Origin of the sequence: Ruminococcus flavefaciens (genome assembly GCF_900143025.1) — a bacterium.
Lineage (GTDB): Bacteria > Bacillota > Clostridia > Oscillospirales > Ruminococcaceae > Ruminococcus > Ruminococcus flavefaciens_I.
Genome location: NZ_FRCT01000001.1, coordinates 445064 through 471553 on the forward strand (window position 1 = coordinate 445064; position 26490 = coordinate 471553).

Sequence of the window (26490 nt, forward strand, 5' to 3'; positions counted from 1 at the left end):
TATGAAAAAAATATCACCCATACAGATAGTCAGGGCGGTAATTCAGCTGATAGCCTTTGTGACCGTACCTGCCCTGTTTATCACCATATTCTCGTCAATAGGCGGACTTATAACCTCAATAGCAGGCGGCAGCTTCGTATTTTCAGATAATATCGGCAGAATAATACTGATATCAGGAGTATTTCTCATAACGCTTGTCTGGGGAAGATTTTTCTGCGGATTTATCTGCTCTTTCGGTGCAATGCAGGACTTGCTGAATTCCATTGGAAAGCTGATACCATTCAAGATAAAGGTTCCCGAAAAGGCTGATAAATGGCTCAAGCTCCTGAAATATGCAGTTCTTGCATTTGTTGCGGTCGGAGTATGGGGCTTCTCCGTCACGGACGATACAGTATGGAGTCCGTGGGCGGTATTTGGAATTTACAGTTATTTCAGCGGATGGAGCAGTCTGAAATATTTTCTTACACTCGGCGGAGTACTTCTGCTTCTCATTATCATAGGCTCGCTGTTCATTGAACGCTTCTTTTGCAGATATCTCTGTCCTCTCGGAGCGCTGTTCTCACTGGTATCACGTTTCAGGATATACAGCCTGAACCGCAAGCCTGAAAAGTGCGGGAACTGCAAGCTCTGCACAGAAAAGTGCTCAATGGGCATACCTCTTTACAAGTATGATGAGGTCCGCTCGGGCGAATGTATAAACTGTATGAAATGCACTTCCGTCTGTCCCAATGAGAATATATCGGCTGACACACTTCCTGCAATATCGGGAACTGTTGCCGTAACGGCTGTGGCAGGTCTTTACTACGCAGGAGTTCTCACTGCTGTTCCCGATACTGCCGAAGAAAACAAAGTGCAGGTTCAGAATATTGCTGAAGCTGAGACTAACGGCATATATACAGACGGAACATATAAAGGCAGCGGAAACGGTTTCAGAGGCAAAACAGAAGTCACGGTAACTGTTGAAAGCGGCGTTATTACCGATATTACGGTTGATTCATACAAGGACGATAAGGAGTTCTTCCAGAAAGCCAAAAGCGGCGTGATAGCCGATATAATAAAGTCTCAGAGCACAGATGTTGACGCGGTGAGCGGTGCAACATTCAGCAGCAACGGCATAATCGAAGCAGTGAAAAATGCGCTTGGCGAGGAAATAAGTGAAGTTACTGAAACAGCAACAGAACAAAGCAGAAAACAGAAAAAGCACAGTGAAGCTACTACAGAAGCTGTTGCTCCCAAAGCAGAAACTACAACCGAAAGTGCGACATCTGATGATAACAATATAGCCTCTGATACAGCTGGACAATATGCAGACGGCGTTTATACAGGCACAGGAAACGGCTTCCGCGGTGCGACAAATGTGACGGTTACGGTCGAAAACGGCGAAATTACTGAAATCACAGTCAATTCATACAGTGATGACGATAAGTTTTTCAGCCGTGCGGAAAGCGGAGTTATAACATCTATCATCAAGTCTCAGAGCACAGATGTTGACGCAGTGAGCGGTGCAACATTCAGCAGCAACGGTATAAAGGAAGCTGTTGCTGACGCTCTCGGTATCGAGTTCACAAATCCCAACAGCACACAGCAGAGAGGTCACGGCGGCAGACATTCTCATTAAAATACAGGCGCTCTTTACAAAAGAGCGCTTTTCATGTATAATATTTACAATAATAACTGCGGAGGTGTACCATGCCGAAAATATTGATAGTTGATGATGAGCCGAATATAGTCACTCTCATAAGCCGTTACGCTCAGCGTGATGGGTATGATATCGTTACAGCTTCTGACGGACGAGAAGCCATAGATAAGTGCAAGACTGAGAATTTCGACGTTATAATCATGGACGTTATGATGCCCGATACTGACGGCTTCACAGCCTGCAAGAAAATAAAGGAATTCAAGGATATCCCCGTGATAATGCTCTCCGCAAGAGGTACGGAGTTCGACAAGCTCTTCGGCTTCGAGGTGGGAGTTGACGACTATGTGACAAAGCCTTTTTCTCCTGTGGAGCTTATGGCGCGTATCAAGGTCGTCATAAGCCGAAAGCCTGTACAAAAGCCTGACAGTGCAGACAGCAGACATATAATCGTTGACGGCATAGATATAGATACTCTTGGCAGAACAGTGCTGATAGACGGCGAAAAGGCTGACCTTACCGCAAAGGAATACGCTCTTTTTCTTATTCTCGTTAAGAATAAGGGCATAGTTCTTTCCCGTGACAGGATACTCAACGAAGTGTGGGGCTATGACAGCTTCGGAGTAGACAGAACGGTTGACTGGCAGATAAAGCTTCTCCGCAGCAAGCTTGGAGCATACCGCGACAGCATAAAAACAGTGCGAGGGGTGGGATATAAATTTGAAGTGTAAAACAAATTCATTCCGAAAAAAGCTGCTCAGCTGGTTCATGTTTTTTACAGTTGTCATATTCACTGTTCTGTGGCTTTTGCAGACGGTCTTCCTGCAAAAATTCTATAATGGCATGATAATCAGGAACACGATAAAGGTCGCAGATAAAATAGCTTCGGAAGGTCAAAACAGTGATATCACCTCATATATAGACGATATTTCACGGAGCAATTCCATACTTGTATTCGTTACCGACACTGACGGGAATATCATTTATAGTTCAGACGAATACAAGAAAGGACACAGAGGCAGATTCAGAGATGAGCGTTCTGATTTCAAAAACGAGTATCATCAATACAGGGAGCTCCCCGAAAACTATTCGGAATTTCTAAGTGCTGTCAACGCTTCCGACAGCGGTGAAGCCGAGCTGCAAAACGATGATATTTACGTTTACGGCAGACTGATAGATTATTACGGCAGCGATGAAAAAGTCGTACTTTATGTGGGGACTACTCTCAATGCTGTCGGATCGACTGCAAGGATCATACGCATACAGCTCATGTGGGTAACGCTTCTGTCAATAATCATAGCTTTTGTACTGGCGCTGTTTATGTCCAAAAGCTTTTCAAAGCCTGTTTCGCAGCTTAATGAAAAAGCTCATAAGCTGGGAGAAAATGATAATGATACGGAGTTCGGTAAGGGCTTCTGTACGGAGCTTGACGAGCTGAACAAAACTCTTGATACTACTTCCGAAAAGCTGAAAAAGAACAGAGAATTTCAGAACGAGCTCCTTGCAAACGTATCCCATGATCTGCGTACTCCACTGACTATGATAAAGGGCTACGCTGAAATGATAAGAGATATTTCCCGCGAGGACGAAAAGCAGTGCGCCGAGGACGTTGCTGTTATCGTAGAGGAAACGGACAGGCTGACTGCCCTTGTGAACGAGATACTTGAATATTCCGAGCTGCAAATGTCCGACAGGGAAGCTGTGATGAATGACGTTGATCTCAGCGAAACTGTATCATCTGTGGCTGACAGCTTCGGAAAGCTTTATTCAAAGGACGGATATGACTTTGAACGTAATATTGCTGACAGTATCCATGTAAAGGGCAATATTTCACGGCTGCAAAGAGCGATTTATAATCTGCTTGACAATGCCGTCCGCCATGCGGGGGAGGACAAGTGGGTAGGTATTTCGCTGAGAACTGATAATGGCAAGGCGATTATTGAGATATCAGACCACGGCAGCGGTATCGCTCCCGAAGAACTCGGGCATATCTGGGACAGATACTATACCAAGCGTCAGCGCAGCGGCAAGGGCGTTTCGGGACTTGGGCTTGCTATCGTAAAGCAGATCGTCAGCCAGCATAACGGCGTCTGCAAGGCTGATTCCGAGGTAGGTGCAGGCAGCGTTTTCAGTATAGAATTAGATGTGGAATGATATTCACGTCAATGTGTTTATCTGAATAAAAAATGAGTCCTCACAGTTTCGGCTGTGAGGACTTTTTGTCTTGTGATGACAGCGGAATTGAATAAGCCCTGCCCCAACGCGGTACAAGGCTTATTCTGACTATTTACTGGGTAAACCTTTCTGAATAAAGGCTTTTCTCAATAATCAGTACAAATTGCTGTATGGTCATCATAGTTAAAAAGAGTGGTTTTTAACTGTATATTTTACTTTTTCAGATATTCTTCCAGGCTTTTTGATTCTCCCTTAGGGGCTGTAGAAGTATACGCATAGTAAGCAAGTATATTTGAGGCATCAATGGAATTGATCATTTTGTCATTATTAACGTCAGCTGAAAGCTTCTGATCTTCAGTGTATTTTCCGATTTGATTTGTGGATATCTGAGCATAATATGCAAGTATCGAAGAAGCATCGACTGCGTCGATTTTTCCGTCAGCGTTTACATCTCCAAGTGTTTCAATTTCGATAGTTTCGATTTTGCTGTCGGGAGCAGGACCGTAACGGAAAGTTATTCCTTTGTAAACAAGAGGATTCTGCTCAGTCCACACAGATATGAGCTGATACAGTCTTACCATTGAATCCTCATCAGTAACAGACGGATCGAGTTCAACATCTATTGATGCGACTTTTACGTAAGTATCCTTAGTATTACCGTCGGCATCGGTTTCAGACTTTTTATAGAACGCAAAATCATTATTTTCAGTATCGATTTTGTAATATTTTTCCGGCATATTCAGATCTGATGCGATCTTCTCAAAGTCATAATCATAGTAGTTTTTTCTGTTCAGATCGCTTGCTTTTTCACTTTCAAGCAGATCGGTCACGCCTTTGAGCATATAGTCCTTTGGCATAACTGCTACCCATTTTTCGCGTCTGATCTCGAGTGTTGATTTAGCTGCTTCTTTGCTTATATATGTCAGATCATGCTCTGAACAATACTGCTCAAGTTCATTTTCCTCTAAAGCATATAATTCCTCAAATGTCATTGTTCCTGATGAAGCGGCAGCCGATATTGATGCTGTGACGGGAAGCATGGCTGTTCCAACCGGTATTGCTGCGCACATCAAAGCTGCTATTATTCTTTTATCTTTCATGATATGCCTCCTTTTTGATATCTGTAATTTTTCCTATAACGGTCATTATCTTCTCAAGGTGCTTAACGCCGATGCCTTTGATCTTGCTGAGTCCTGACTCAAGAGCCGGGATATCAATGGTTTTGCCCTGTTCTCCGAGCAGTTCAGCTCCATATTGAAGAATGAACTTTATCATTCCTCTTAAAATTTATTATATCATAATACAGATATAATGTAAATACATAAAGCAAAATTGCTCCTGAATGGCGGTCATCTTATTATACATAGATCCAAGGATATTATCCTAAAATTCTTCCTGAAAACCGATAGCAGCGAGAGAAGATTTATTCTGAACGATGCGATGTATTCATGTCTTAAAGCTCTTAAAGCGGAGCAGGAGAATATGATACGCGAGACCAATAACTTGACATTATAATATATGGAAGAGTATAATATGGTTATTAAATGACGAAGCAAGACGGCGTTGAATGATTATAACGAAGAGGAGAAAGATATGGGTTTTAATTTTTTCAAAAAGAAAAACAAAGAGATCAATAAACCTGCTGAACCTGTTATCCCAGAAAAGCCTAAAATGCTGACTAAAGAAGAAATACTCCACAGAATACTTGATGGAGACTTTTCAAACTTGATAGAACTTAAATCCGAAATCAAAGACGAGATCATATATATTCCTGAATTGGAAATGAGTATCAAGCCATTAGTGCTTGACGTTAAAGAGAGAATTGTTTGCCTTGGTTTTGATATGTACATTGATGCCATGAAAATGCATTTCACCGAAAACAGTACAGGCTTGGGACAGGACTGTGAAGCCGCTTACGCATTAGCTGTGGGTACTTTCGCCTTTTCGTTTATGCGTGGATTGAAAGCGGTAGCTGATAATTATGTTAAATGCAGGATGACGTCAGAATTTGCAGGACATTCGCACTCATGGAGCGTTTACAGCAGTGATGCTGTTCGTACAGGCTATAAAGGTGGAGCCCGACAAGCCTCTTATTATTGGGAACTTATTAATGAGGACATTATCAAGCGTCTCGGTAATCAGAAAGCTGTATGCGTAAAGATTTTCAATTCCTCCATTGGATCAAAAGTTATCGGTGAATGCAGGATCAATGATATCCTTGTACCTGAGCTTGGAGATAAAATTGCTGAAATCGCCAAGAAATGGGAAACGGACGGATATGTAACAGAAAAGCAGTATTTCTTTATCGTTCAGGACGATGATACCATTTCCGAGTATCCTTATGCAGGGAAAGAGGACAAGGAGAAGCTTCGTTCAAATGTCGCTGAATTTCTAAAAAACTTCAATAAGGTAACCACGCGCGAAGATTTTGACAATATTATTGAAGCTACCTCAGCTGTTACCGGTGATAAATTGCTTGCAGAAGAATGCTTCTATTTTATACCGCAGATATGTGGAGAAAAGTTCTTTGACGGAGCTTTTATATACAGTGATGAGTTAAAATTTGTGTATCCTGATAATACTGCTATCACTTCGTATAAATGTCAGATCTCGGACTATATTCCTGTCACTGATGCTGTTTATGATTTGCTAAATTCAAAAATACTCGGAGAAGATACAGATCGTGTTTATGGCAGGCTTGCAGCAGTAAGTTCGCTGTTCGATGCATATGAACAGGTGAAGGAAAAGGTTGAAAATCCAAAAGATATTAAGGTGAATTATATACAGTTTAATGTACCTGAGGATTTCGAGGTAAGATAGATGACAAAAAATTATTAATGTGGTATAATTAGCGTTGTGTATATAATATTATAAGTTTTTATATGTAACACATTTGCAATATGATCGGAGGATATGATATGTTGCGAAAAATTAATTATCAAAAAAAGAAAGAGGAACTATTAGAAAAACACGGGGCATATTGTGCTTATTGTCAAGCTCCATTATTTCCGAATAATATGTGTATTGATCATTATTTGCCTATGAAATTTTATCCTGAGAAAGCAAATGATGATGATAATCTTATATTGTGCTGCCGTGAGTGTAATATTAGAAAATCAAGCCGCTTGCCATATGATGAAAATGGTAATATCGTAATACTCAACCCATATACAGAAGAGTATAAAAAAATGATACGCGGAAGTAAAAATGGACGCCTTGTATTGAACCTTGATAACGCAACGCCTGCAATGCTGAATACGGTTAAAGAATTAGCACTGGACAAGAGAGCGAATACATACATATATCATGATACGGGTTCTGCAAAGGTATCTGATGATCTTGATATCAAAAAAGAAACAAAAGTTGAGACAGAGCGTTTAAATCGCATAAATAAGGTAAGAATAAGGAATTTTAAATCTATTGAAGATATAGAATTATCGCTGAACAGGATAAATGTTCTGATCGGCGGAAATAATGCGGGAAAATCCAGCATCTTGCAGGCGGTACAATTTGCTATAGGTGTTGCACAAACTGCGGGACGTCACGAAAAAGATGTGTATGCTAAGCCCAAGATAGTATTTTGTGATGATTCTTCTGCTTTTTTGTATTCACCTACTGTTGACATGAATGCACTTATCAGAAAAAAAGAAGGTTCTGAAAAGAACGGGATAGATATTACTTTTTCAACGAAAACTGTAAAAACCGATATAGTACTTTATCATAAGCTCAATAATTCGTTTGAAGCGAAAATAAGCAACACTTCACTTTTCAACGCAATAAAAAGCAATACTTCTCCTTACTGTGTTTATATTACAGGACTTTCGGGACTGCCTTTGACAGAGGAATTCACAGCAAAAGCAAAGGTTCTTAAATCTGCTACAAGAGGCGATTCAAATCTATATCTTAGAAATATTTTGTGGCTTCTTCACGAAGATGAAGATAAAAGTAAATGGGAGAATTTTTTGAAAAAATTCAAACTTTTTTATCCCGAGTATACCATTGATATATGTTTTTCACCTGAAATAGATGAAATGATAAATGTATTTGCAATTGTAAAAAAAGACAGACAGGCTAATTTGAAAATACCGCTGGATATGTTGGGAACAGGTGCATTGCAAGTAATACAGATACTGTCATATATCAGTTATTTCACGCCTTCCATATTGATACTTGACGAACCTGATACCCACCTTCATCCGAAAAATCAGAAGTTGTTATTTGAAGTTTTAAAAAAGTATTCAGATAAGGAAGGAACTCAGATACTTATCGCTACACATTCAAAACATATTATGGACAGCGCACAAAATGCGAAAGCTACATCTGTATTTTGGATAAGCAGGGGAGAAACAGCTCAGGAATTGAAACCCGGTTATAATACAGAGGTCATAAGTGTATTGCAGGAAATAGGAGAAGCTACTCTTGCCGAGTTGAAAAAAAGCGATCTGAAATATATTATTTTTACGGAAGATGAAAATGTTGATAAAACAAAATATCTGAAGACTATTCTGGAAGCATCGGGAGTGAATGAACGATCGGTGGCGATAGTGCCTTATTATGGCTGTTCCAAAGCAGATAATATCATAACTGCGTATAAACTTCTTGAGAATTTTAATTCTGATCTGAAAATAATAGTACATAGAGATCGAGATTATCTGAACGATGAACAAAAAAAGGCTTACAAGAACTCGTTAAATAAGAAAGGTATCAAGGGTAAGATCAGTGTATGGTTTACTCCGGGAAGTGACCTTGAGGCGATATTTGTTGATGCTGCTCATATAAAGGCGTGTTATCCTGAGCTTGGGGATAGTATTATCGAAAATGCAATAAAAGAAGCATATGCTGAGGCTAAAGCTGCAAGTGTAAAGCGACTTGTTGAACACCAAAAGGTAACGGAAAGAGAAAATAATAAAAAGATGAAATCGACCGAGAACTCGCATAAAACAGAAGCAGATCTTGAAAGCTTATATGATAGCGATCCGTCTTATTATTGCTATGGCAAAAAAACTTTTAGTGCTTTGAAGGCGATCATTCAGAAAAGTTTGCATGAAAATCCAAAGCTGATAGAACCTACAAAGTTTATAGAGCAAAAAGAACTGAAGGCTCTTTTTAAAGACACTTCCAAAATAAAAAAATAAAATGATATTTTAGCATAACAAAAAGTCCCCGAAATGTCGGGGACTTTTCTTATGTAATAATACGATTATTAAAACGAAAAAGCATTGTTTATTTGAAAATTGGAGCGATATTATCTAATTGCTTCGAATCTGCTTTCAAAGTCATTGGCAGGTGTCTCGGATGTTTGGATAAGAATTATATTTTCATCATCTATCCTTCTTGCATATGCAATATGCGGATATGAAGAAACTGTATATGAGATCTTTACATATTCATTGCCGCCGAGAGAGATTCTTTCGGGACCGCATATATCTGTTACTTCAAAATCGGAAGTATAATCCATTTCCTCAAGCTGTAAGAATTCTTCAGCAGATATATCGGGATTTTCCGGATATCTGAGCTTTGTGTTATAAAACCAAACATTTACCTTGTTATACGCTTCACCATAGGTAACAGAAGCATCTATCACGCCTGTCTTATAGTGAGCTCTTTCTTCCTCGCTCATAAATCTTGTCGGCATCATATATGAGGTATAAAGGTTTGAATCGTCAAGAAACTCAGCATTTTCGGGAAATTTGAGCTTTAATCCCGCATAATCCGAAATATATGTACTGCCTTCGATCCTGCCCATATCAAAAGCTGTTTTCGCATTAGAAGAATTGTCATACTGTGAGCTGTTGCCTTCAGGATAATAAGCTGTATCTGCTGTATACGCTTCCCGGACGGTAGTCGGTTCGGGTGTTCTTCCTGCTTTTTCCTCATATACTGAATAATCTGTTGATTCAAGGCTATTTATGCGCCATTCTCCGCAGCTTGGTTCAATTATAAAATCAACGATATCGCAGCATGATGACACTTTTGATTCGTTTGAGCCTAAAATATTGGGATAATATGCTCTGAACGATGTATCTGTTACATCTGTTATGATTATTGGTTCGGTTGGAGCTGTATGACCTATCCAGCCTACCTGAGGAGAGACTGTATTTGTGTACATTTTTCCATTGTACATGATATAGCTCTTGTAATAAAGCATATCCGATATATCAACACCTGTTTCGTCGATATAGTCGCCGCTGCTGTAGTCGCTGCTTATTTCGGTACATTCAGACATTGGGTATTTGTTTGCGAAGCTTTCGGAATATACTGTCTTTTTATATTCCATAATGTCATCTATAGAATTGAACTCAAAACCCTTGCCTGAAATGCGTGCAAATACAACGTCCTGTGTATCGCCATTCGTATACGGAGCAGTCAGCTTGAAGGTCACAGTATCATCAGGATTAGAATAAGAGATGAATCTGTACAGGAACTGTGGTTTCATTTCATAGTATTTTTCAACGAGGTCAAGTGCGATATCTTCATATGAAGAATCTTTATATTTATTCGAGCTGCTGTTTGTCTTTTCTGTTTTATCAGTTCCGGCAGAAATGGCTACAACACCGGTGTTGTCTTTAGGTGAAGCCGCCATATTTGACAGTGAAGATACTTCCTTACCGCATGATGTAAGTGCGCTAAGTGCTGCTGCAAATGTAATGATCATTGTTTTCTTTTTCATAATTATAACTCCTTTTTTCAATATACCTTTGTGGATTTAAAAGCGCCTTTCATAAATTACAATCGTAGCAAGAGAATGAAGTGTTACATCTGAGGCAAAAAATTTTTGAAAAGTTTTTTATGATAAGAAAATGCGAAAAGATATCAGTGCAAGAAGCTTTGCGTGACCCGAGTTCATACCTTTCAGTTTTTAGCGAGTTATAAAATTTGTATCAATATAAATCAAGACTGTATGTCGTTGCCCTTTTTTCTTTCATTGTAATACTTAAAAACTGATAATATCAATAATCAAATTATTTGAAAGGGGATTATGCCACTCCTTTTTATCTTAAAACAGTTAAATCTTGACTTTTGAGCAGGTACGCGATAAAATTAAGGTATCAATTCAAGCAATGACACACGGAGGAATATTAAAATGAATATTATCAAAAAAGCAACAGCAGCTCTTACGTCTGCCGCAGTTCTTGCGGTTGGCTCTGCTATGCCTGCAATAGCTGCAAACAATGGTGACCTTAACAATGATGGCGTTATCGACTCGTTTGACCTGATTTTATGCCGCAAGAACCTGATAACCATGTTTTCGGGCGGGCAGGCTGATATGCTGGGCGATATCGACGGCAACGGCTCTATCCAGATAAACGACCTTGTGCTTCTGCAAAAGTATGTACTTGGCTCAATAAAGGAGTTCCCGCAGACAACAACTACAACAACGACTGTTACCACAACAACTTCTGCACCTGTTACTACTACGACTACAACAGTGAACAGCGGCGACAGCTACATGAAGAAAATGGCAGCGGATATTAAGCTACACGAAGACAGCTCCGTTACCGAGAAAAAGGGCGGCGTTGACTATGGAACAATAGAGAAAAAGACCTATTACTCCAAGGACGCCGAACGCGAAAAGAACCTCAATATCCTGCTTCCCCCGGGCTATGACAGCAGTCGGAAGTATCCTGTAATGTATGTTTTCCACGGAATTTTCGGCTCTGAGGATTCCATGACAGACGACAGCATGAAGATACAGACTATGCTTGGAAATCTTATTGCTTCGGGCGAAGCTGAGAAAATGATAATTGTATTCCCACAGATGTTCACCACAAATGACAGGAATCTTTTCCCTGCATTTACAAATGAATCCTCACGAGCTTATGACGCTATCCGTGAAGACCTCGAAAACAGTATAATGCCGTTTATGGAGGAGAATTACTCTATCAAGACAGGCAGAGAAAATACTGCTATTACAGGCTTCTCAATGGGCGGCAGAGAGGCACTCTATGTTGGAGTCACAAGACCTCAGCTTTACGGCTACGTTGGCGGAGTTTGCCCTGCGCCCGGTATATTCCCCACTGTTGACGGCAATATGACTCATGAGGGCTGTATGTCTCCGAGCGAGTTCTGCTTCGGTTCAGCTCCGAGCCCATATGTACTTATGATAACCTGCACCAGATTTGACGGTACTGTAGGCGATGCTCCCGAGAGCTATCACAAGGCACTTGAGCAGAACGGAGTAGAGCATATCTGGCACGAGCTTACTGACGGTGACCACGGTTCAATATCCGTCAGAGCGCATATGTATAATTTCTTAAGATACGTATTTAAAGCATAATAAACGATCCCCGAGCTATTGCTCGGGGATCACTTATATTACTTTAAAATTTTTCTGTACAGAGCTGTTCCGTGACAGAAGTCCTTCAAGTATATTCGGATTTGTCAGGAATTGATCATGCTCTTTCGCCGAGGCCGAGTGTTCTGAAAGGTACATTGCCCTTGTAACCAAGTTTTTCGTTATCCTTTGTTCCGTAGAAGTCATCTACATCAACGACCCAGTCTTTTGAAGATAAGTGACGATCAGATATTACCTTTTCATCTTTTCCTAATGGAAATGTCTTAATATAAGCGAGGTATTCAGCATCTGTATAGAAATGCTTTGCGTGAAGCGAATCAAAATTGTACCACTTTCCGTCCATTTTAATGAAGTTCCAGCCGTGGCAGTGACCGTCTCCGCCAATAAGGATATCTTCTGAATTAAAGCCTGCTGCTACTGCAAGGTTATAGAATGAACGTGTAAATCCGCCGCAAACGCCTTCTCTTGTGCTGAGAGTGGTAGGAGCACAGTTCATATCACGGTGGTTATTGCTATTGGGTCCCTGTGATACATAGTTTCTGAGCTTCTGAGCAAGGTTTGTGAGCTTTTCCTTTTTAACTTCTGTTGAATCATATTCGTAAATATGGATATTCCAGTTGTCAACGATCTTCTTTGAAATGGAAGCAGTAAATGAAGGGATACCCTGACCTGTCATTACCATTCCTTCTTCATTATATCTTGTATCGTTGCAGCCCCAGAAAACGTCAACAGCGGTGTCAATGTTCTTACGGTCTAAGATAACAGCGTTTAATGCATCACAGTTATAAAAAGCGCAGCTTTCAATAGTAAGGACACTGTCATCGTTTGAGGAATTAATTAAAATACCGCTAAGAGAACTACAGTTCTTGAACGCATTTGCGCCTATGACATTAATATTTCCTTTGATAGCTAACTTTTTGATTCCGGAATTTTCAAAAGCATTTGTTCCGATAGCAGTTACACTGGAAGGTAAGTTAATGGCGGTAAGAGATGTACAATTCTTGAATGTTTCATAGTTTATATATGATATGCTGTTGTTGCCGTTAAAGTCGAAGCTGCTCAGAGAGCTGCAATCCTTGAAGGCTTCTCCGTCAATGTAAGTGATATAAGGAGAGAGAGTTACTTTCTGAAGATTGTAATCGCCCTTGAAAGTTCCGTACTTGATAGCTGAAAGATATTTTGCATGAGAAAAGTCAACTGATTCAAGAGCCTTGCAGCCGCTGAAAGCGTATGCCGACACTTCTCTTATATAATAGTATTTGCCGTCAACATAAATATTTATCGGGATCCTGAGCTTTGTAAGATTTGAATCGATACCTGTAACAACAGCGGTATCATCGTAATAGTTGTAATGGATACCGTCAATTACAGTTTCGCCGTAAGCATAAGCTGCTGATGCAGTCGGAACAGAAAATGCAGATGTATTGTTTGTGAGAGGTGCTACTGCTGTAACTGCCATTGCAGCAACAGCTAAGAAGCTAAGTACATTTTTAGATTTCATTGTTTTTTTCTCCTTTTATGATAGTATTATTATAACCTATAGTAAATATCGGCATTTATGACTTTATCCGACATTTGAATAAAGTCATAAATGTCAGTGGTATTTTACTTTACGTAACCTAATTCGTCAGCAAAGTAGGTGATGCCGTTAACTGTGAATTTGCGGTTGAAATACTGACGGCCGTCAGCGCCAACATATAATGTTTCATTCTTGTTTTCGTCTCTGATAAAACGGTTTGTAACTTTGTAGCCGTTTTCGTCAAGATAGTAATAGCTTCCTCTGATAATATGCCAGCCTGTCCATACAGAGCCGTCGTTGCTGATGTACTTTCCGTCAGGAGTCCAGCAGTCGTTATCGAAAGCATCTATATCTTTTTCATCTATTCTGCCGTCAGCGTTTATATCCATGAGTTCCTTCTGGAGAGTAGAGTACTCAAATGCGCCCTTATCCTTCTGGTAACGTACATAATTTACATAGTTGAGGAGCATATCTCTGTCGGCAGAATCAAGAACATGGTCATAGTTTATATCGCCGCGCTGGAGATCAAGCTCTACGACGCCTGTATTTTTAGCACCGTCTATATCAACGTGTGCAACGACTTTTCCCAGATCATCTCTGAGAGATAATGAGTGAACATATACCAAAGTTGAATTTGAATTTGTAAGAGTTATTCTGTACTTTCTGTTTGTGAAATAATCATTTTTGCACATTGAATCAATATCTGTTACAATAGCACCGCTGTACGAATTGGTATAGTTATTGGAGAAATTGCTGAATGTGCTTACGTTGTTTTCGTTGTCAACGTCAACTGTCTGAATAGTAATGCCGCTGAGATCGGTCGAGTCAACATCTGCCTCGGCAAGAAGCTTCATGTTCTTAACTCCTACGTCAATTGTGTAGCCTAATGTGCTGTCATATCCGAATGCAGGAACTCTGTGATAGCCATAGCGATTGCATTTAATTTTATCGCTTGATGGTTTTAATGCATCATATGCGACCCACATGAAGCCCTTGTTTCTCCATTCATCGGTCCACTGTGTGCAGTTCTGATCACAGTTGTACCATGAATTAACGATCTTGAAAGCTCCCTTGAAGGTCTGATTTCCGAATCTGATCTGAATGTCATCATCATAGCCTACAATAGTAAAAGCGTGTCCAAAATAATTGTTATCTTTATTGATGTTTTGTACACAGGCATATTCACCGTCTTGAGTAGTTCCGACATAATAATCATAATCGAAGAAGCCTTGTGTTCCGATTATTTTATTATTAGCAAGCTGTTCTTTGAGCTTATTGATACCGTCTTCATAACCGTTTGAAATGATCGGGTGATAATCGTTAAGGCGTATTTTTAAAGCCTTACATAAGAGATCAGGATTATTTTCCTGATGAGTATAATCGAATTCTTCAGGCTTGCCATAAGGCGGTACATGGAACTCTGCGTCATTTATAGTCAGAGCACCCATCTGTTTTATGAATCTGTAAGCATCTACCAGGTTATAACCGTTGTTTGCACCCTGGTTTACATGATTGAAAATAAATTCAGGAGAAAAAGAGATGCTTGGAAGAACTCCGAATTTGTCTAAATAAGCTTTTCTTGCTTCATATGTAAACTGATAATATGTTGAAGTGAATGAAACGCACGAAAAAGTATCGCCCTGATTTCCTATTTTTTCAACAAATAACGGATTTGTTTTATCAACGTAGCCTTTTACAGAATCGTAAGCTTTACTTAGATCGACTTTTGAAGGAAGGCTTGATGAAGAGCTTGCTGCTGAAGCAGAAGCTAAATTAGTGCTGTCAGTGTTTGAAAGTACACCTGCTGCTGATGTTGTAATAGCAAGTGCTGCGAGAAACGAAAGAGCATTTTTTAACATGATAATTTCCTTTCTGTAATTAGATTTTTGATTTTTGTGGTTCATGAACTTTAACTTATGATATTGAAAGCATTGCGCATTTGCTTTTTTGGATAATAATAGCAGGTATTAATACTAAAAAAGCTATAGGGGGCTATCCGACTATTCTGGATATATGCTTTTTTATTTGCTGATTATTTTTGAGTAAGTGCTTTCATAAATACTATTCGGAATTAATTTATTTAATCGGACAAAAAACAAAAATATTTTTTACAAGCATTATAAAATGAATGAAGAAAAGCCTATATAATGCAACCGTTCGATAATATACCACCCATAAATAAACGATCCCCGAGCTATTGCTCGGGGATCGTTTATATTACTTTTAAATTTTTCTGTACAGAGCTGTTCCGTGACAGAAGTCCTTCAAGTATATTCGGATTTGTCAGGAATGCAAAAGATTACTTTAGCCCGAAAATAGAAGTTCACATTTTGCATTTATATTTTATATCTTTTTTTCTGCGTTCATTGTCAGCTTCTACAGAGCACTTCCAAGCCTTATTTAGTCCTTTTTTTGCTCTTACACTGCTTACAGCACAGCCAACGGCTTCGTAAAGGACCTCTGTACCGCAGCAATCAGCGTGATAGTCAACTGCATTCTCTGCGCTGATACCGATTGAGTTTGCTGTCTCAGCTGCGTCAATATTGGCTCCGAGAAATACGAATTCCCAGCCCTTCTCCTCCTGCACTCTTTCAATGAGTTTCTTCACATCTTTGTGGCTGTACTTTCTGCTGGCATTTTCCATACCGTCAGTAGTAATGACAAACAGCGTCTTTTCGGGAACATCCTCTTCACGGGCATATTTATGGATATTTGCAATGTGGTGAACTGCGTCACCTATTGCGTCAAGAAGTGCAGTACATCCTGAAGGAACATAGTCCCTGTCTGTAAGCTTGGGAACATCTTCCAGCTTTACTCTGTCATGTATCACTTTGGAATCGTTGCTGAAGAATACAGTTGAAACAAGTGCCTCGCCCTCTTCTTTTTTCTGCTTTGCTATAAGTGAATTGAAGCCGCCGATAGTATCAGCTGTAAGTCCGCTCATTGAGCCGCTCTCGTCAAGAATGAATACCAATTCAGTCAAATTCTTTTTCATAATAAAACCTCCGTTTTGATGTATTTTGCGGAACCGCTTTCGCGTTTCCTTTACTGTAATTACAGTATACATCATCACGGAGGTTTTCTGGTCGCTTTTAAAGCGACAAATCACGAACCTATAAGACTCTGGTCAAAAGCAAAAAGTAAGAAAAGAGATATTTGAACTGCAAGGTCAGATACAGAAGCGTATGGAAGATAACCACAAAAAAGGCGGTAATTTCATTCCGTTCCGACTTAAGGATAAGCTTGGAGAACTTGAAGAATTACAACAGAGACTTGCAGGAAGTACAGTTGAGCTTTTTGAGTTATCTGTATTTATTTCTCTTTCCGCTGAGAATAAAGATGATCTTGAAGAACTTACAAAGTATATTAAGACAAAGGCTGCAAAACATCAGGTGAAAATAAATCATCTTGTAAGACAGCAAGAGAAAGGTATGAACAGCGTTCTTCCGTTTGGTGTAGATCATATGAACAAAGCTGTTTGTACATACTTGCTTTCAGATGCAGCAGCTGTGTTGCTCCCTTTCTCATATCGAACTTACTTCTCGGAGGACGGAGTTTATTACGGAATTAACAGAGTTACAAATGCAGCTATAATTCTGGACAGAACCGATGAAATGAATGCAAACGGATATGTGCTTGGTACATCTGGCGCAGGAAAGTCCGTCACAGGTAAGTTCGAGCAGTTAGAAGTCCGCAACAAATATCCTAATGATGAGCTGATAGTCATTGATCCTGAACGTGAGTATGCTGTACTTGCTCAGAAAGAAAACTTTAACGGTGCAGTATTGAAATTATCACCTAATTCACCTACACATTACAATATTTTTGATATTGATCTTTCTTTCTCCGAGGACGGCAGAGACGCTATATCAATAAAATCTGAGTTTATAATGACAGTTATAGAAACGATGAAAGGAAGTGACCTTACATCGGAAGAAAAATCTATCATTGACCGCTGCATACATAAGGCATATTATGAGTATCAGCGCAGCGGTGGTCTGGATAAAGATAAATTACCGACACTTACAACGCTATATGATCTGCTGAAAGAACAGCCAGAAGCAGAAGCTTCACAGATAGCTCTGACAATGGAGCTTTATGTTACAGGTTCTTTGAAGAATTTCGCAGGTAAGACAAACATTGACGTTAAGACAAAATATCTCGTTATTGATATATCGGATATGGGCGAACAGCTCCGTAACGTAGGCTTACAGATAGTGCTTGAATTTGTATGGCAGCGAGTTATAGCAAACAAGAAAAATGGTATCAGAACATGGCTCTGGTGTGATGAGTTTTCTGTAATGTTCAGCGATAAATCTACGGAATCAGGCAAATTCTTCGTAAAGGTATATAAGCGTATTCGTAAGTACGGCGGTGTTGCAACAGGACTTACTCAGAATATAGAGGAAGTAATCAGTTCTCCCGATGCAAGAGCAATGCTTGAAAATGCTGAATTCAAGATACTCCTTCAGCAAAAGCCGAGTAACTTGAAATTGATCTCAGACCTTTTTGAATTGTCACCGTCACAGGAAGCATATTTAAAGACAGGAGAAAAAGGTACAGGTCTTATAATCTGCGGTAAAAAGGTAATTCCTTTTGATAACAGAGTAAAACAGGAAGGTGTAGTATATAATACTATAAGCACAAACTTCAAGGAATATCAGGCAAAGCTTGCTCAGAAAGGTGCAGTATGAATGAACAGAAGCTTATAAAACAGTTTGCCGAGAATATGAAAATGGAATTTGCGGTAAAGGATATGTCAGTGTATAAGAATAGCGATAAGTTGTTCGGCAGCACCATTGACAGTGCAGTCATTGAGAAGTATTTATCTCTGCCGTGTACAACGGTCTATAAGAATACTGGTAGTAAGCTTGTTACACGTTTTACTCTCGGCAAAGATATATATATAATGGCGTTATCATCAGATAAGCCTGAGACATTCGACGGTATGGAAGCAGAATATGTGATCTCGGATATTAAGAAATTAATTGGAAAGCTTGGTGATTAAATGAATGTTGTACTTCTTGCGGACAAAAAATTCCGTAAACCTTTTGAAGCTGCTGTAAAGAAAGATCCAAATATTAACCTTGTAGGCGTAGAAGTGATACTGCGAGGAAATACAATGAGCAGAATTGCCGATCATCATAATCCTCATGCACTTGTTGTGTATAAGGGAGTACCCGAAAAGGAGGGTATCACAGAAAAGGCTTGTATTTCTTTTCTCCGTATGGTTAAACCTAATATGCGTATTATCTATGTATATGGCAAAGTAGAAGATATAGAAGCTTTTACAACAGTAACAGTGCAGCTTATAAGCAATGGTATTACTGATATAGTTACTGATACTTCCGCCGAAAAGGTCGTATCGATAATTGACTCTCCTATGACAGAGGAAGATGTTCAAGAACTGATAGAGAAGCTTACAGTTCCAGAGGAAGAAATCATACATGAAGAAGTATTACATGAAGAACTTATCCCAGGGCAGGAATTTATTCCGTTAGAGGCCGATTTTCCGACAGTTACGGCTTCCGACAAATTTGATATTGACAAAATAATATATGAAGTATCAGAGACAAAAGACAGTGAACATATGACTATCGGTGTAGCTCAGCTGCAACATCATAATGGCTGCACTCATACAGCTTTTGAGCTTGCAACTATGATCTCAAAGAAAAGAACAGTAGCTGTTATAATGGCAGATGATGATACATTTGAAGCGTTGGCTGTATTCCATAAGCTTAATCCTCTGGCGGCAAAACAGGGACTTGATGTACATGGTATTGCCGTATTTCCATATGAGCTGCGAAAGAATATCGTGAATGAATACAGTGTTGTCATATATGATTATTCTTTCCTCAGAGAAGAAAAGCGCAAGTCCTTTGATGAATGCGATATAAAGCTTATGCTTAGTTCTGCTGCGGAGTGGGACGTTGCAAAGAAAGGAAAGTCCATTTATCCAACAGAGCTTGGAATGTATCTTATAAAGTGTCTGCCTGTGAAAGAGCTGAAATCAGCTGCGTACACAGGCGAACTTGAAAAGCAGCTGAATAATATCGCTCTCGGCAAAGCAAGCTACGATAAGTACGTAGCTTTTATCAAGAAAAAGACAGCAGAGTGGTACAAGCTGATCGCTGAGTCTGAGGACAGCAAGTTTACTTCATCGACAGAGCAGCAGCTTATTTGTCCTTTCTGTGGGAAGCCCCTTATTAAGCTTGATTGGAGCTACAGCTGCACAGGTTATAAAAAAGGTTGCAAATTCCATGTAAACAAGAAAATCGCAGGAAAGTCGATTACCGAAAATCAGGTAATTATGCTATGCAAGAGTGGCAGAACGGCTATTATAAAAGGCTTCAAAGCCAAATCAGGCAGTACATTCGACGCATATCTCGCAGTAGATAAGGAGAAACAGGAGATAAGCTTCCAGTTTCCTGACAGGCGAAAAAAATAAAAATGTGCTATAATAGCACATTTTAAGGATAGGTAATATAGTAATTGAAATGAATATCATTTCCCTTGTAATTACTTAAATTGTCTTTGAAATCACTTAATTCATAATCTCTGAGTTTAAAGTCTAATCTCATATTACTGTAACGGCTATTAATATAATTACTTAGGTGGCTATAAAAATAAATAAGCCCTTCCCAACGGTCAAAATTAAATCTTGTTAAATAGCCTTTTATCCTTTTTATAGGGTATATAGTGTTTATTTGGTATATGTAATCGATCAATATCTCAAATAGCTTTGTTCCATTGCCCCTTCTTGAATATCTGGATTGAAATTCATCTATTGTGATAGTATTATTATCTATTTGAGTTTCAATACTGGCTATTGTAAATTCATCGATTTTAGCATATAAATAGAGATTAATCCATCTTGGATATTCGACAATTCGATTGATAACAATTGCTTCGCCACATGAACTTATGATGTTATCTGTCCTGTCCTTAATAATATCTGTTTTGAATAAATAGCACATTATTGCAACTCCTAAAATATAATTGATAATGCTATTATATCATAAGAAAAAGAAAAGTCAATAAAAAATGTGCTATAATAGCACATTTTAAAAAAAGTAACCGCTGCCAATAATGACAGCGATTATTCATGTTTCTTATATTATTTTCTCGATGTTCTGTCCTGAGTAAAGGAAACAAGCTATATATACGGTCTTTTCTTCCTCAGCTATACGGTAGAAGATAATATAATTTCCTACAAGAATATAGTGATACTCAAATTTTATATTTGAAGATCCATGATATACAGGGAAAGCTGAAGGACTATCAGAAAGTATATTAATGGTTTCCCTTGTTTTTTGCAGTAAGTTTCTGGCTGCTATACGATTTAAGAGCTTTGTTGTGATGTATGAAAGAGCATTATCAAAGTCTTTTTCAAAGCTTTTAGTCAGAAGGATTTTATAGTGCATATTTTTTCTCCAATGCGTCAAATGTTGTATCGCTACTCAAAACATTGCCGTTTGATATATCCTGTTCAGCTTCATTGAGCTTCCTTTCAATATCAGCTTTACTGTTAACGATAATGTTCTCTGGCGCAGGAAGCTTAACTTGAAAAGGAAGTCCTCCTGTAAGATTCACCTGACATAACATCATATTAACGGCTTCGGAGATAGTAAGACCAAGCAGTGCGAGTGTCTGTTCTGCGTTAATCTTAACATTTTCATCTACACGAACGTGAATGGTATCATTTTTGGCCATAATGATCACCGTTCCTTTCATATTTACTTTATTATATTGTATCACGTTTGATACACAATGTCAACACAAATTTAAAAATAAAATGTGCTATAATAGCACATTTTGGAATGGAGGTTAAAATGCGTATCACAGACGAACAAAAACAGGCAGCTCATGAGGTTGACCTTGTGAGTTACCTTGAAAGCAAAGGATATGAATTCAATCATCGAGGAACAAGCTATAAACTGAGAATTGCAAAACCTTTTCCCGGGGATATGTCAAGTGTAAGTATATTTGATGATCGGAAAGGCTGGAAACGTTGGAGCAACGGCGACCACGGTGGTGACGCTATTTCTTTTCTCCAGAAGAATATGGGAATGAGCTTCCAAGAAGCAATACTTGAACTTACAGGAAGCGGAGTTGCTTATGTTGCACCGCCGCCAAATACTGATAATCATATACATGAAACGAAAGCCCTTGTGCTGCCTAAGAAATGTGATGGTAAGTATTCAAGGGCTTTTGCATATCTGAACAAAACACGTTTTATCGACTCTCAGGTAATATCAAAGATGATAGCCGATAAAAAGATATTCCAAGATGATCATAACAATGTAGTCTTTGTAGGATATAATGAGGATAAAAAGGCAGCATTTGCCTGTGTCAGAGGAACAAATACAAATGTTCAATATCGTGGAGACTGTGACGGCAGCGACAAACGCTACGCCTTTTCTATGGAAGGTAAAGGCAACAGCGGAAAGCTGTACGTATTTGAAGCTCCGATAGATCTGTTAAGCCATGCAACAATGGCTAATAAGATAACAGGCAAAGAAGACGCATGGATAGCTCATTCAAGGATAAGCCTTGCAGGAACATCAGATGTAGCTCTGGTGCACTACCTATCCTCGCATCCAGAAGTCAAAGAGATACACTTCGTCCTCGATAATGACAAGGCAGGACGTGAAGCAGTAGCTAAGTATAAGCCTAAATATGAAGAAAAAGGCTATAAGGTCGTGGGTCATGTGCTTAAGAATAAGGATATGAACGATGAGCTGAAAGCATACATAAATACAGCATACGTAAAAAAGCAGCAACATAAATGTGCCTTATATTGAAAACAACTTCTCGTTCGGTACTGGAGACATATTTTTAATTACTCATGTCAAAAGACAATATTCATGGAAGTTGATAAACAACATTGATATATCATCGAACAAACTGTACAATAAAAGCCATATCTATTTGTTAATAATTACAAATTATTTTAGAATGCACAATAATCCTCTTTTTATGTGTGTTATATATGGAGATGGACATTCTCCAAAATATAATAATAAAGGAATGATCAAAATGAAAAACGTAATCAAGAAGATTGCAAGCATTGCAATGGCTTTCACCCTCCTCGGAACAGGAACAAACGTAACAAGGACAATTTCACCTAAATCAAACAATACACTTGTTGCTTCAGCGTCTTGTCGTGGTAATAATCATGGAAGGACTTATAGAACTAATATATTCAAAAAAGGTAAAGCGGTTGGAGATTATGGAGTTACGTATTACAGATATGGAGCATCACTTTGTTGTGCATGCAACGAAATAATAAGTTTAGGCAAGAAAAACGATTTCGTAGTTATAAAAAATGAGACTTGGAATAAATTAATGAGACAAGGAAAGATTACTTACATAGTAGATGGTGTTTGGTATATGATTAATGAATCTGCTATAAGAGATAAATTCTGTCCTTATTCGTATTAATTCATATTAATCTTTGATGATGTTTTTAGCTAAATAAAAGCTCTTCGTTAGAAGAGCTTTTATTTATATCCTAATTTGCACTATATTTTGATAGAGTGTTTTTTTATAAAAAGGAAGTGAAATAATGAGTAATATAAAGCTTAGTAATAAAATATTCAATCTCGGACTTAATGCAAAGGAACTGAGCATATATGCTTAACTTTGCAGTTTACCGAATGACTATCCAATGTTTGATGGTATAGCAATCAAGGTAAAACAGGTTACAATCGCTCATAAATGCGGTTTAAAGTTGTGAAAACATATTGCTGTTTAAGAGCTTGCAAATAAATAAAAAGGACATATAACTATATGTTTCGTATTGACAGAATTGAGTAAATAATGTATCATTAAACGTAGGAATGAGCCAACGAGACGCGCGTTTGTATCAGATCGATTTAAGGCGGCAATAGAAAAAAATGCTCTCAAAGGATTCAGCCTTAGATTGGTATGGGATAACGGAGAGAATGAATAGTGTATAGCTCTAATGGTAAGTATTTAGAAATGTGTACTAATTGTAAGCACACATTTGTTGAGTATTTCAAATATTAAGAACAGGTGAATGATAATGAACAGAAAAACACTACTTGAATTGGCTTTGCCGAATAAAAGCATTGTATCAGATAATTCATGCTATATAAATGAACAAAAGAAAAAACAGATATGTGAAGCATTGAAAATAGCAAACTTTTCTCAGCATATTATTGCATTTATAAATGAATTTGCTGGGATTTCTGTTACGATAAGTATTGATAAGTATTTATTTCAAAGCTTTGATGTAATTCTGCCTCGTACTGCTACAGTAAATACTTGTGAACTTCTTGAAATAGGAAGGGTGATTTGTTGTGGTCAGAAGATTCCTGTATGTTTTGATAATTCAAAAAACAGCTATTTTTTAGGTCAAAACGTATTGAATGCAAATGATGAAGAGGATTTATTTCGATATTTTCTTTCAAAAGATTCTGTTTTACCTATAAATATATTGCCTGAAACAACACAGATATTAAAAAATGTCGTAAGATATGGTGATCAAAAAAATGATATAAATATTTTATTGGCTCATTTTGAGACTTCGCACATCTCTATAACAGAACCTCAGAAAGATTTTATTCAAGAATATAACAATATTGAAGGGGAATCAAAATCAGGCTACCATTTTAAAATTAATATTAATCCGCAAAGTAAATTCATTAATTGTAATACGCTTTCAGATAATATCTTTGATTCGATGAATCCAATAAATCGAATATCACTAAATGAAAAAATCTCTTTTCTAAGGGTTGGAGAAATTGATGATTTAACAGTTCCAATCTGGCTCTCATCTGATGGATTTCTATTTACAGATCAAGGGAATAAACTTGGAAGAACAATTGAAGAAGCATGGCAAACTATTTTATTAGACTAAAATCGATTATACGAGGTTAATCATGAATTATTTTAAAAAAAAGTGCTTGGTTTTAGAATGGTTTTATCATTGGATAGATCAGGGACAAACATATGAAAATGCTTTTTCACAGGTGATACATTGTTTGAATAGGGAAGATAAAATCGATGATATTATCTATCCAATAGTAATGGCAGAAAGATTTGCACGCAATTACAAAGAATTATCACCAGAAATGATAAGCTGCATAAAAAACGCAATCGAACAATTCGATGAACTTCCAAAAAAATCTTTTGATTTCACTCCCGAGGATTTTGATAAATTCAATTCCGATGTAAATGAAGCTAAAGCATTGATAGCATATGTAAATAAGCTTTACAACTAATCATTCGGTTATAAATTGTGGAGAAGTATGGAGTGCACGCGAAGCTATTCTTAATGGCGCGAAATTCAAAGATTTAACATTTCAGTCAGTGTATAGTTCTAATGGTAAGTATCTAGAAATGTGTACTAATTGTAAGCACACATTTGTTGAGTATTTACGATATTATAATATAATTTATCGCAAATAATGAAAAGCCACTTTCCCATATACTCGAATAATTTCGGACAGGAAAAGTGGCTTTTTTGTGCGTCGCCGAAGGACAAAAAGTATATAAATGGTACTATTATGACCGCAGAAGAGATGTGCGGCAAAACACCGTTTCTAAAGTTGCATCAAATACGGATTAAACGTAACCGCCAACTATTCACGGCATATAAAAAATTAGGACTGCATTTGGCAGTCCTTTTTCACTATGTGGCCGGGTTTGGTTGGCGGTTACCTTTGTTTTGTGCTATAATAGCACAATTTGTGTACCAAAACTAATATAATGTCAAAACGTACCAAAAGAGGTTGACTTTTTATGCCTTTGTCAATAGAAAACTGAGCCACAGCGCTAATAAAAAAGTGAGCCAGTTTTGATAAAAAAATAATGAGCCACTAATCATTATTCATGGTTGAGTCGATGCGGTAAGACGAGTTGCAGTTCATGTTCAGAACGAAGGATCTGAAAGTGACTCTGTCTATGAGTGCTGCAAGCATCATTTCATTTTCAAAAAGCTGTGTCCATTCCGAAAATTCGAGGTTTGTAGTGATAATAACACTGGCTCGTTCTGAACGCTCGGATATGATCTGAAAGAGCATTTCCGACTGGTATCTGTTGAAAGTCAGGTAACTGAGCTCATCGATTATCAGCAGATCTATTTTGCTGAGGCTCTTCTCAAGCTTGGATAGCCTGTTCATCTGGACGGCTTCCGCAAGTTCGGCTGCGAGGTTGACGGCTGTGTAGAACTTTACACGATATCCCGCTTCACAGGCATTCATGCCCAGAGCAATTGACATATGTGTCTTTCCGCTCCCCGGATTACCTATCATAACGATATTCTGACGCTGCTTTATGAAATCACAGGAAGCGAGCTGACGTACAGTGCTTTCGCTGACATTTTCAAGCCTTGTCATATCAAACTCGTCAAGTGTTTTCATTGACGGGAATTTCGCAGCTTTTATCCTGCGTTTCTGACCTGTTACCGAGCGCTCTGCAAGTTCCTGTTTCATCAGTTCTATCAGGAACTGCTCATAACCGTCATCAGCTGAAAGATGGCGGATTACCTTATCATAGTTATTGAAAGTAGGCACTCTGAGCTGCTTTGCATATAGCTTGATCGTTTCTTTCTGTACGCTGTTCATACTGCATCACCGCCTTTCAGCAGCGAATCGTATCGTTTAAGATCTGGCAGTATTATCTTTACCGATGTTTCTATCGGCGCATTATTTACTGTTTTACCGATAACGCAGGCGTACAGCGTATCATATGAATCAGCATAAGACAGGTGCTTCAATAATTCATCGCCGGTATCAATATACAGTCTCAATACCTTGACTATCTCCTTTGGGCTATCCAGCTTCATAAGAAAACCATAGAGTTCTCTGGGAACAGTTTCCTTTATCGGTGAAGCAT

At 38.4% G+C, this 26490-nt stretch carries 23 protein-coding genes and 1 pseudogene; 13 read left to right on the plus strand and 11 right to left on the minus strand.

The features are described from left to right. Position 1: 1 nt before the first annotated feature. From BUB28_RS02030 to BUB28_RS02040, 3 genes are all read left to right on the plus strand, one after another. A complete protein-coding gene (locus BUB28_RS02030; RefSeq protein WP_072948171.1) occupies positions 2–1618 on the plus strand; it encodes an FMN-binding protein in 1617 nt (538 codons plus the stop codon). 71 nt (positions 1619–1689) lie between these two features. Further along, positions 1690–2367, plus strand: a complete 678-nt coding sequence (locus tag BUB28_RS02035) for a response regulator transcription factor (protein WP_072948173.1) — start codon at positions 1690–1692, stop codon at positions 2365–2367. Then, a complete protein-coding gene (locus tag BUB28_RS02040; RefSeq protein ID WP_072948174.1) occupies positions 2357–3790 on the plus strand; it encodes a HAMP domain-containing sensor histidine kinase in 1434 nt (477 codons plus the stop codon). The genes BUB28_RS02035 and BUB28_RS02040 overlap by 11 nt, the downstream gene beginning before the upstream one ends. 233 nt (positions 3791–4023) lie before the next feature. Here BUB28_RS02040 and BUB28_RS16900 read toward each other — a convergent pair whose 3' ends face one another. After that, complete coding sequence (locus BUB28_RS16900; protein ID WP_175547784.1) at positions 4024–4911, minus strand: dockerin type I domain-containing protein; 888 nt, start codon at positions 4909–4911, stop codon at positions 4024–4026. Next, positions 4901–5086, minus strand: a complete 186-nt coding sequence (locus tag BUB28_RS02050; protein ID WP_242939904.1) for a hypothetical protein — start codon at positions 5084–5086, stop codon at positions 4901–4903. Before BUB28_RS02050 ends, BUB28_RS16900 begins: the two co-directional genes overlap by 11 nt. A 318-nt stretch (positions 5087–5404) precedes the next feature. Between BUB28_RS02050 and BUB28_RS02055 the strand changes: the two genes are divergently transcribed. Further along, positions 5405–6631: a DUF6348 family protein gene (locus tag BUB28_RS02055; RefSeq protein WP_072948177.1), complete on the plus strand. Its 1227-nt coding sequence runs from the start codon at positions 5405–5407 to the stop codon at positions 6629–6631. A 98-nt stretch (positions 6632–6729) separates the two neighbouring features. Continuing rightward, positions 6730–8946, plus strand: a complete 2217-nt coding sequence (locus tag BUB28_RS02060) for an AAA family ATPase (protein WP_072948179.1) — start codon at positions 6730–6732, stop codon at positions 8944–8946. Positions 8947–9056: 110 nt separating this feature from the next. Here the strand turns inward: BUB28_RS02060 and BUB28_RS02065 are convergent, their stop codons facing one another. Next, positions 9057–10481 (minus strand): hypothetical protein, encoded by a 1425-nt coding sequence (locus BUB28_RS02065; protein WP_072948181.1) that lies wholly within the window; start codon positions 10479–10481, stop codon positions 9057–9059. A gap of 414 nt (positions 10482–10895) precedes the next feature. Here BUB28_RS02065 and BUB28_RS02070 point away from each other — a divergent pair, with 414 nt between their 5' ends. Continuing rightward, positions 10896–12089 (plus strand): alpha/beta hydrolase-fold protein, encoded by a 1194-nt coding sequence (locus tag BUB28_RS02070; protein ID WP_072948182.1) that lies wholly within the window; start codon positions 10896–10898, stop codon positions 12087–12089. Between the two features lie 115 nt (positions 12090–12204). Here BUB28_RS02070 and BUB28_RS02075 read toward each other — a convergent pair whose 3' ends face one another. The 3 genes from BUB28_RS02075 to BUB28_RS02085 form a co-directional block, all read right to left on the minus strand. Then, complete coding sequence (locus BUB28_RS02075) at positions 12205–13608, minus strand: leucine-rich repeat protein (RefSeq protein WP_072948184.1); 1404 nt, start codon at positions 13606–13608, stop codon at positions 12205–12207. Between the two features lie 104 nt (positions 13609–13712). Beyond that, a complete protein-coding gene (locus BUB28_RS02080; protein ID WP_072948186.1) occupies positions 13713–15485 on the minus strand; it encodes a hypothetical protein in 1773 nt (590 codons plus the stop codon). Positions 15486–15949: 464 nt separating this feature from the next. Next, positions 15950–16621, minus strand: coding sequence for a vWA domain-containing protein (locus BUB28_RS02085; RefSeq protein WP_072948188.1), 672 nt, complete (start codon positions 16619–16621; stop codon positions 15950–15952). A 151-nt stretch (positions 16622–16772) separates the two neighbouring features. On the opposite strand from BUB28_RS02085, the pseudogene BUB28_RS02090 reads away from it, so the two are divergent. The 3 genes and pseudogenes from BUB28_RS02090 to BUB28_RS02100 all read left to right on the plus strand — a co-directional run. After that, positions 16773–18320: pseudogene (locus BUB28_RS02090) on the plus strand (VirB4-like conjugal transfer ATPase, CD1110 family); the annotation flags it as partial. Then, positions 18317–18634, plus strand: coding sequence for a hypothetical protein (locus BUB28_RS02095; RefSeq protein WP_072948191.1), 318 nt, complete (start codon positions 18317–18319; stop codon positions 18632–18634). The pseudogene BUB28_RS02090 and the gene BUB28_RS02095, both read left to right, overlap by 4 nt. Further along, the gene (locus tag BUB28_RS02100) at positions 18635–20074 is read left to right on the plus strand and encodes a topoisomerase C-terminal repeat-containing protein (RefSeq protein ID WP_072948193.1); all 1440 of its coding nucleotides are present in this window, start codon (positions 18635–18637) and stop codon (positions 20072–20074) included. It abuts the gene before it with no gap. A gap of 22 nt (positions 20075–20096) precedes the next feature. Here the strand turns inward: BUB28_RS02100 and BUB28_RS02105 are convergent, their stop codons facing one another. The 3 genes from BUB28_RS02105 to BUB28_RS02115 all read right to left on the minus strand — a co-directional run bounded on the left by BUB28_RS02105 (position 20097) and on the right by BUB28_RS02115 (position 21339). After that, positions 20097–20603 (minus strand): hypothetical protein, encoded by a 507-nt coding sequence (locus BUB28_RS02105; protein WP_072948194.1) that lies wholly within the window; start codon positions 20601–20603, stop codon positions 20097–20099. 135 nt (positions 20604–20738) lie between these two features. Next, positions 20739–21050, minus strand: a complete 312-nt coding sequence (locus tag BUB28_RS02110) for a type II toxin-antitoxin system RelE/ParE family toxin (protein ID WP_072948196.1) — start codon at positions 21048–21050, stop codon at positions 20739–20741. After that, entirely contained in the window at positions 21040–21339 is a 300-nt protein-coding gene (locus BUB28_RS02115) for a type II toxin-antitoxin system RelB/DinJ family antitoxin (RefSeq protein WP_072948199.1), read from the minus strand. Before BUB28_RS02115 ends, BUB28_RS02110 begins: the two co-directional genes overlap by 11 nt. Positions 21340–21458: 119 nt before the next feature. Between BUB28_RS02115 and BUB28_RS02120 the strand changes: the two genes are divergently transcribed. From BUB28_RS02120 to BUB28_RS02135, 4 genes are all read left to right on the plus strand, one after another. Next, positions 21459–22430, plus strand: a complete 972-nt coding sequence (locus tag BUB28_RS02120; protein ID WP_072948201.1) for a DUF3991 domain-containing protein — start codon at positions 21459–21461, stop codon at positions 22428–22430. A 235-nt stretch (positions 22431–22665) separates the two neighbouring features. After that, positions 22666–23070 carry a hypothetical protein gene (locus BUB28_RS02125; RefSeq protein WP_072948203.1) on the plus strand — a complete coding sequence of 135 codons (405 nt, stop codon included), beginning with the start codon at positions 22666–22668 and terminating at the stop codon, positions 23068–23070. 604 nt (positions 23071–23674) lie between these two features. Further along, positions 23675–24511, plus strand: coding sequence for a hypothetical protein (locus BUB28_RS02130; RefSeq protein ID WP_072948205.1), 837 nt, complete (start codon positions 23675–23677; stop codon positions 24509–24511). A 22-nt stretch (positions 24512–24533) separates the two neighbouring features. Continuing rightward, positions 24534–24875, plus strand: a complete 342-nt coding sequence (locus tag BUB28_RS02135) for a hypothetical protein (RefSeq protein WP_072948208.1) — start codon at positions 24534–24536, stop codon at positions 24873–24875. Positions 24876–25472: 597 nt separating this feature from the next. Here BUB28_RS02135 and istB read toward each other — a convergent pair. Then, the gene (gene istB, locus BUB28_RS02145; protein ID WP_072948211.1) at positions 25473–26219 is read right to left on the minus strand and encodes an IS21-like element helper ATPase IstB; all 747 of its coding nucleotides are present in this window, start codon (positions 26217–26219) and stop codon (positions 25473–25475) included. Further along, a partial coding sequence (locus BUB28_RS16905; protein ID WP_207647070.1) for a hypothetical protein occupies positions 26216–26490 on the minus strand: 275 nt, incomplete at its 5' end. The genes BUB28_RS16905 and istB, both read right to left, overlap by 4 nt.

What these genes read in the sequence shown, in the direction of transcription:
- BUB28_RS02030 (WP_072948171.1), top strand. Translation starts at nt 2, where the DNA reads ATGAAAAAAATATCACCCATACAGATAGTCAGGGCGGTAATTCAGCTG.
- BUB28_RS02035 (WP_072948173.1), top strand. Translation starts at nt 1,690, where the DNA reads ATGCCGAAAATATTGATAGTTGATGATGAGCCGAATATAGTCACTCTC.
- BUB28_RS16900 (WP_175547784.1), bottom strand. Translation starts at nt 4,911, where the DNA reads ATGAAAGATAAAAGAATAATAGCAGCTTTGATGTGCGCAGCAATACCG.
- BUB28_RS02050 (WP_242939904.1), bottom strand. Translation starts at nt 5,086, where the DNA reads ATGATAAAGTTCATTCTTCAATATGGAGCTGAACTGCTCGGAGAACAG.
- BUB28_RS02055 (WP_072948177.1), top strand. Translation starts at nt 5,405, where the DNA reads ATGGGTTTTAATTTTTTCAAAAAGAAAAACAAAGAGATCAATAAACCT.
- BUB28_RS02060 (WP_072948179.1), top strand. Translation starts at nt 6,730, where the DNA reads ATGTTGCGAAAAATTAATTATCAAAAAAAGAAAGAGGAACTATTAGAA.
- BUB28_RS02065 (WP_072948181.1), bottom strand. Translation starts at nt 10,481, where the DNA reads ATGAAAAAGAAAACAATGATCATTACATTTGCAGCAGCACTTAGCGCA.
- BUB28_RS02070 (WP_072948182.1), top strand. Translation starts at nt 10,896, where the DNA reads ATGAATATTATCAAAAAAGCAACAGCAGCTCTTACGTCTGCCGCAGTT.
- BUB28_RS02075 (WP_072948184.1), bottom strand. Translation starts at nt 13,608, where the DNA reads ATGAAATCTAAAAATGTACTTAGCTTCTTAGCTGTTGCTGCAATGGCA.
- BUB28_RS02080 (WP_072948186.1), bottom strand. Translation starts at nt 15,485, where the DNA reads ATGTTAAAAAATGCTCTTTCGTTTCTCGCAGCACTTGCTATTACAACA.
- BUB28_RS02085 (WP_072948188.1), bottom strand. Translation starts at nt 16,621, where the DNA reads ATGAAAAAGAATTTGACTGAATTGGTATTCATTCTTGACGAGAGCGGC.
- BUB28_RS02095 (WP_072948191.1), top strand. Translation starts at nt 18,317, where the DNA reads ATGAATGAACAGAAGCTTATAAAACAGTTTGCCGAGAATATGAAAATG.
- BUB28_RS02100 (WP_072948193.1), top strand. Translation starts at nt 18,635, where the DNA reads ATGAATGTTGTACTTCTTGCGGACAAAAAATTCCGTAAACCTTTTGAA.
- BUB28_RS02105 (WP_072948194.1), bottom strand. Translation starts at nt 20,603, where the DNA reads ATGTGCTATTTATTCAAAACAGATATTATTAAGGACAGGACAGATAAC.
- BUB28_RS02110 (WP_072948196.1), bottom strand. Translation starts at nt 21,050, where the DNA reads ATGCACTATAAAATCCTTCTGACTAAAAGCTTTGAAAAAGACTTTGAT.
- BUB28_RS02115 (WP_072948199.1), bottom strand. Translation starts at nt 21,339, where the DNA reads ATGGCCAAAAATGATACCATTCACGTTCGTGTAGATGAAAATGTTAAG.
- BUB28_RS02120 (WP_072948201.1), top strand. Translation starts at nt 21,459, where the DNA reads ATGCGTATCACAGACGAACAAAAACAGGCAGCTCATGAGGTTGACCTT.
- BUB28_RS02125 (WP_072948203.1), top strand. Translation starts at nt 22,666, where the DNA reads ATGAAAAACGTAATCAAGAAGATTGCAAGCATTGCAATGGCTTTCACC.
- BUB28_RS02130 (WP_072948205.1), top strand. Translation starts at nt 23,675, where the DNA reads ATGAACAGAAAAACACTACTTGAATTGGCTTTGCCGAATAAAAGCATT.
- BUB28_RS02135 (WP_072948208.1), top strand. Translation starts at nt 24,534, where the DNA reads ATGAATTATTTTAAAAAAAAGTGCTTGGTTTTAGAATGGTTTTATCAT.
- istB (WP_072948211.1), bottom strand. Translation starts at nt 26,219, where the DNA reads ATGAACAGCGTACAGAAAGAAACGATCAAGCTATATGCAAAGCAGCTC.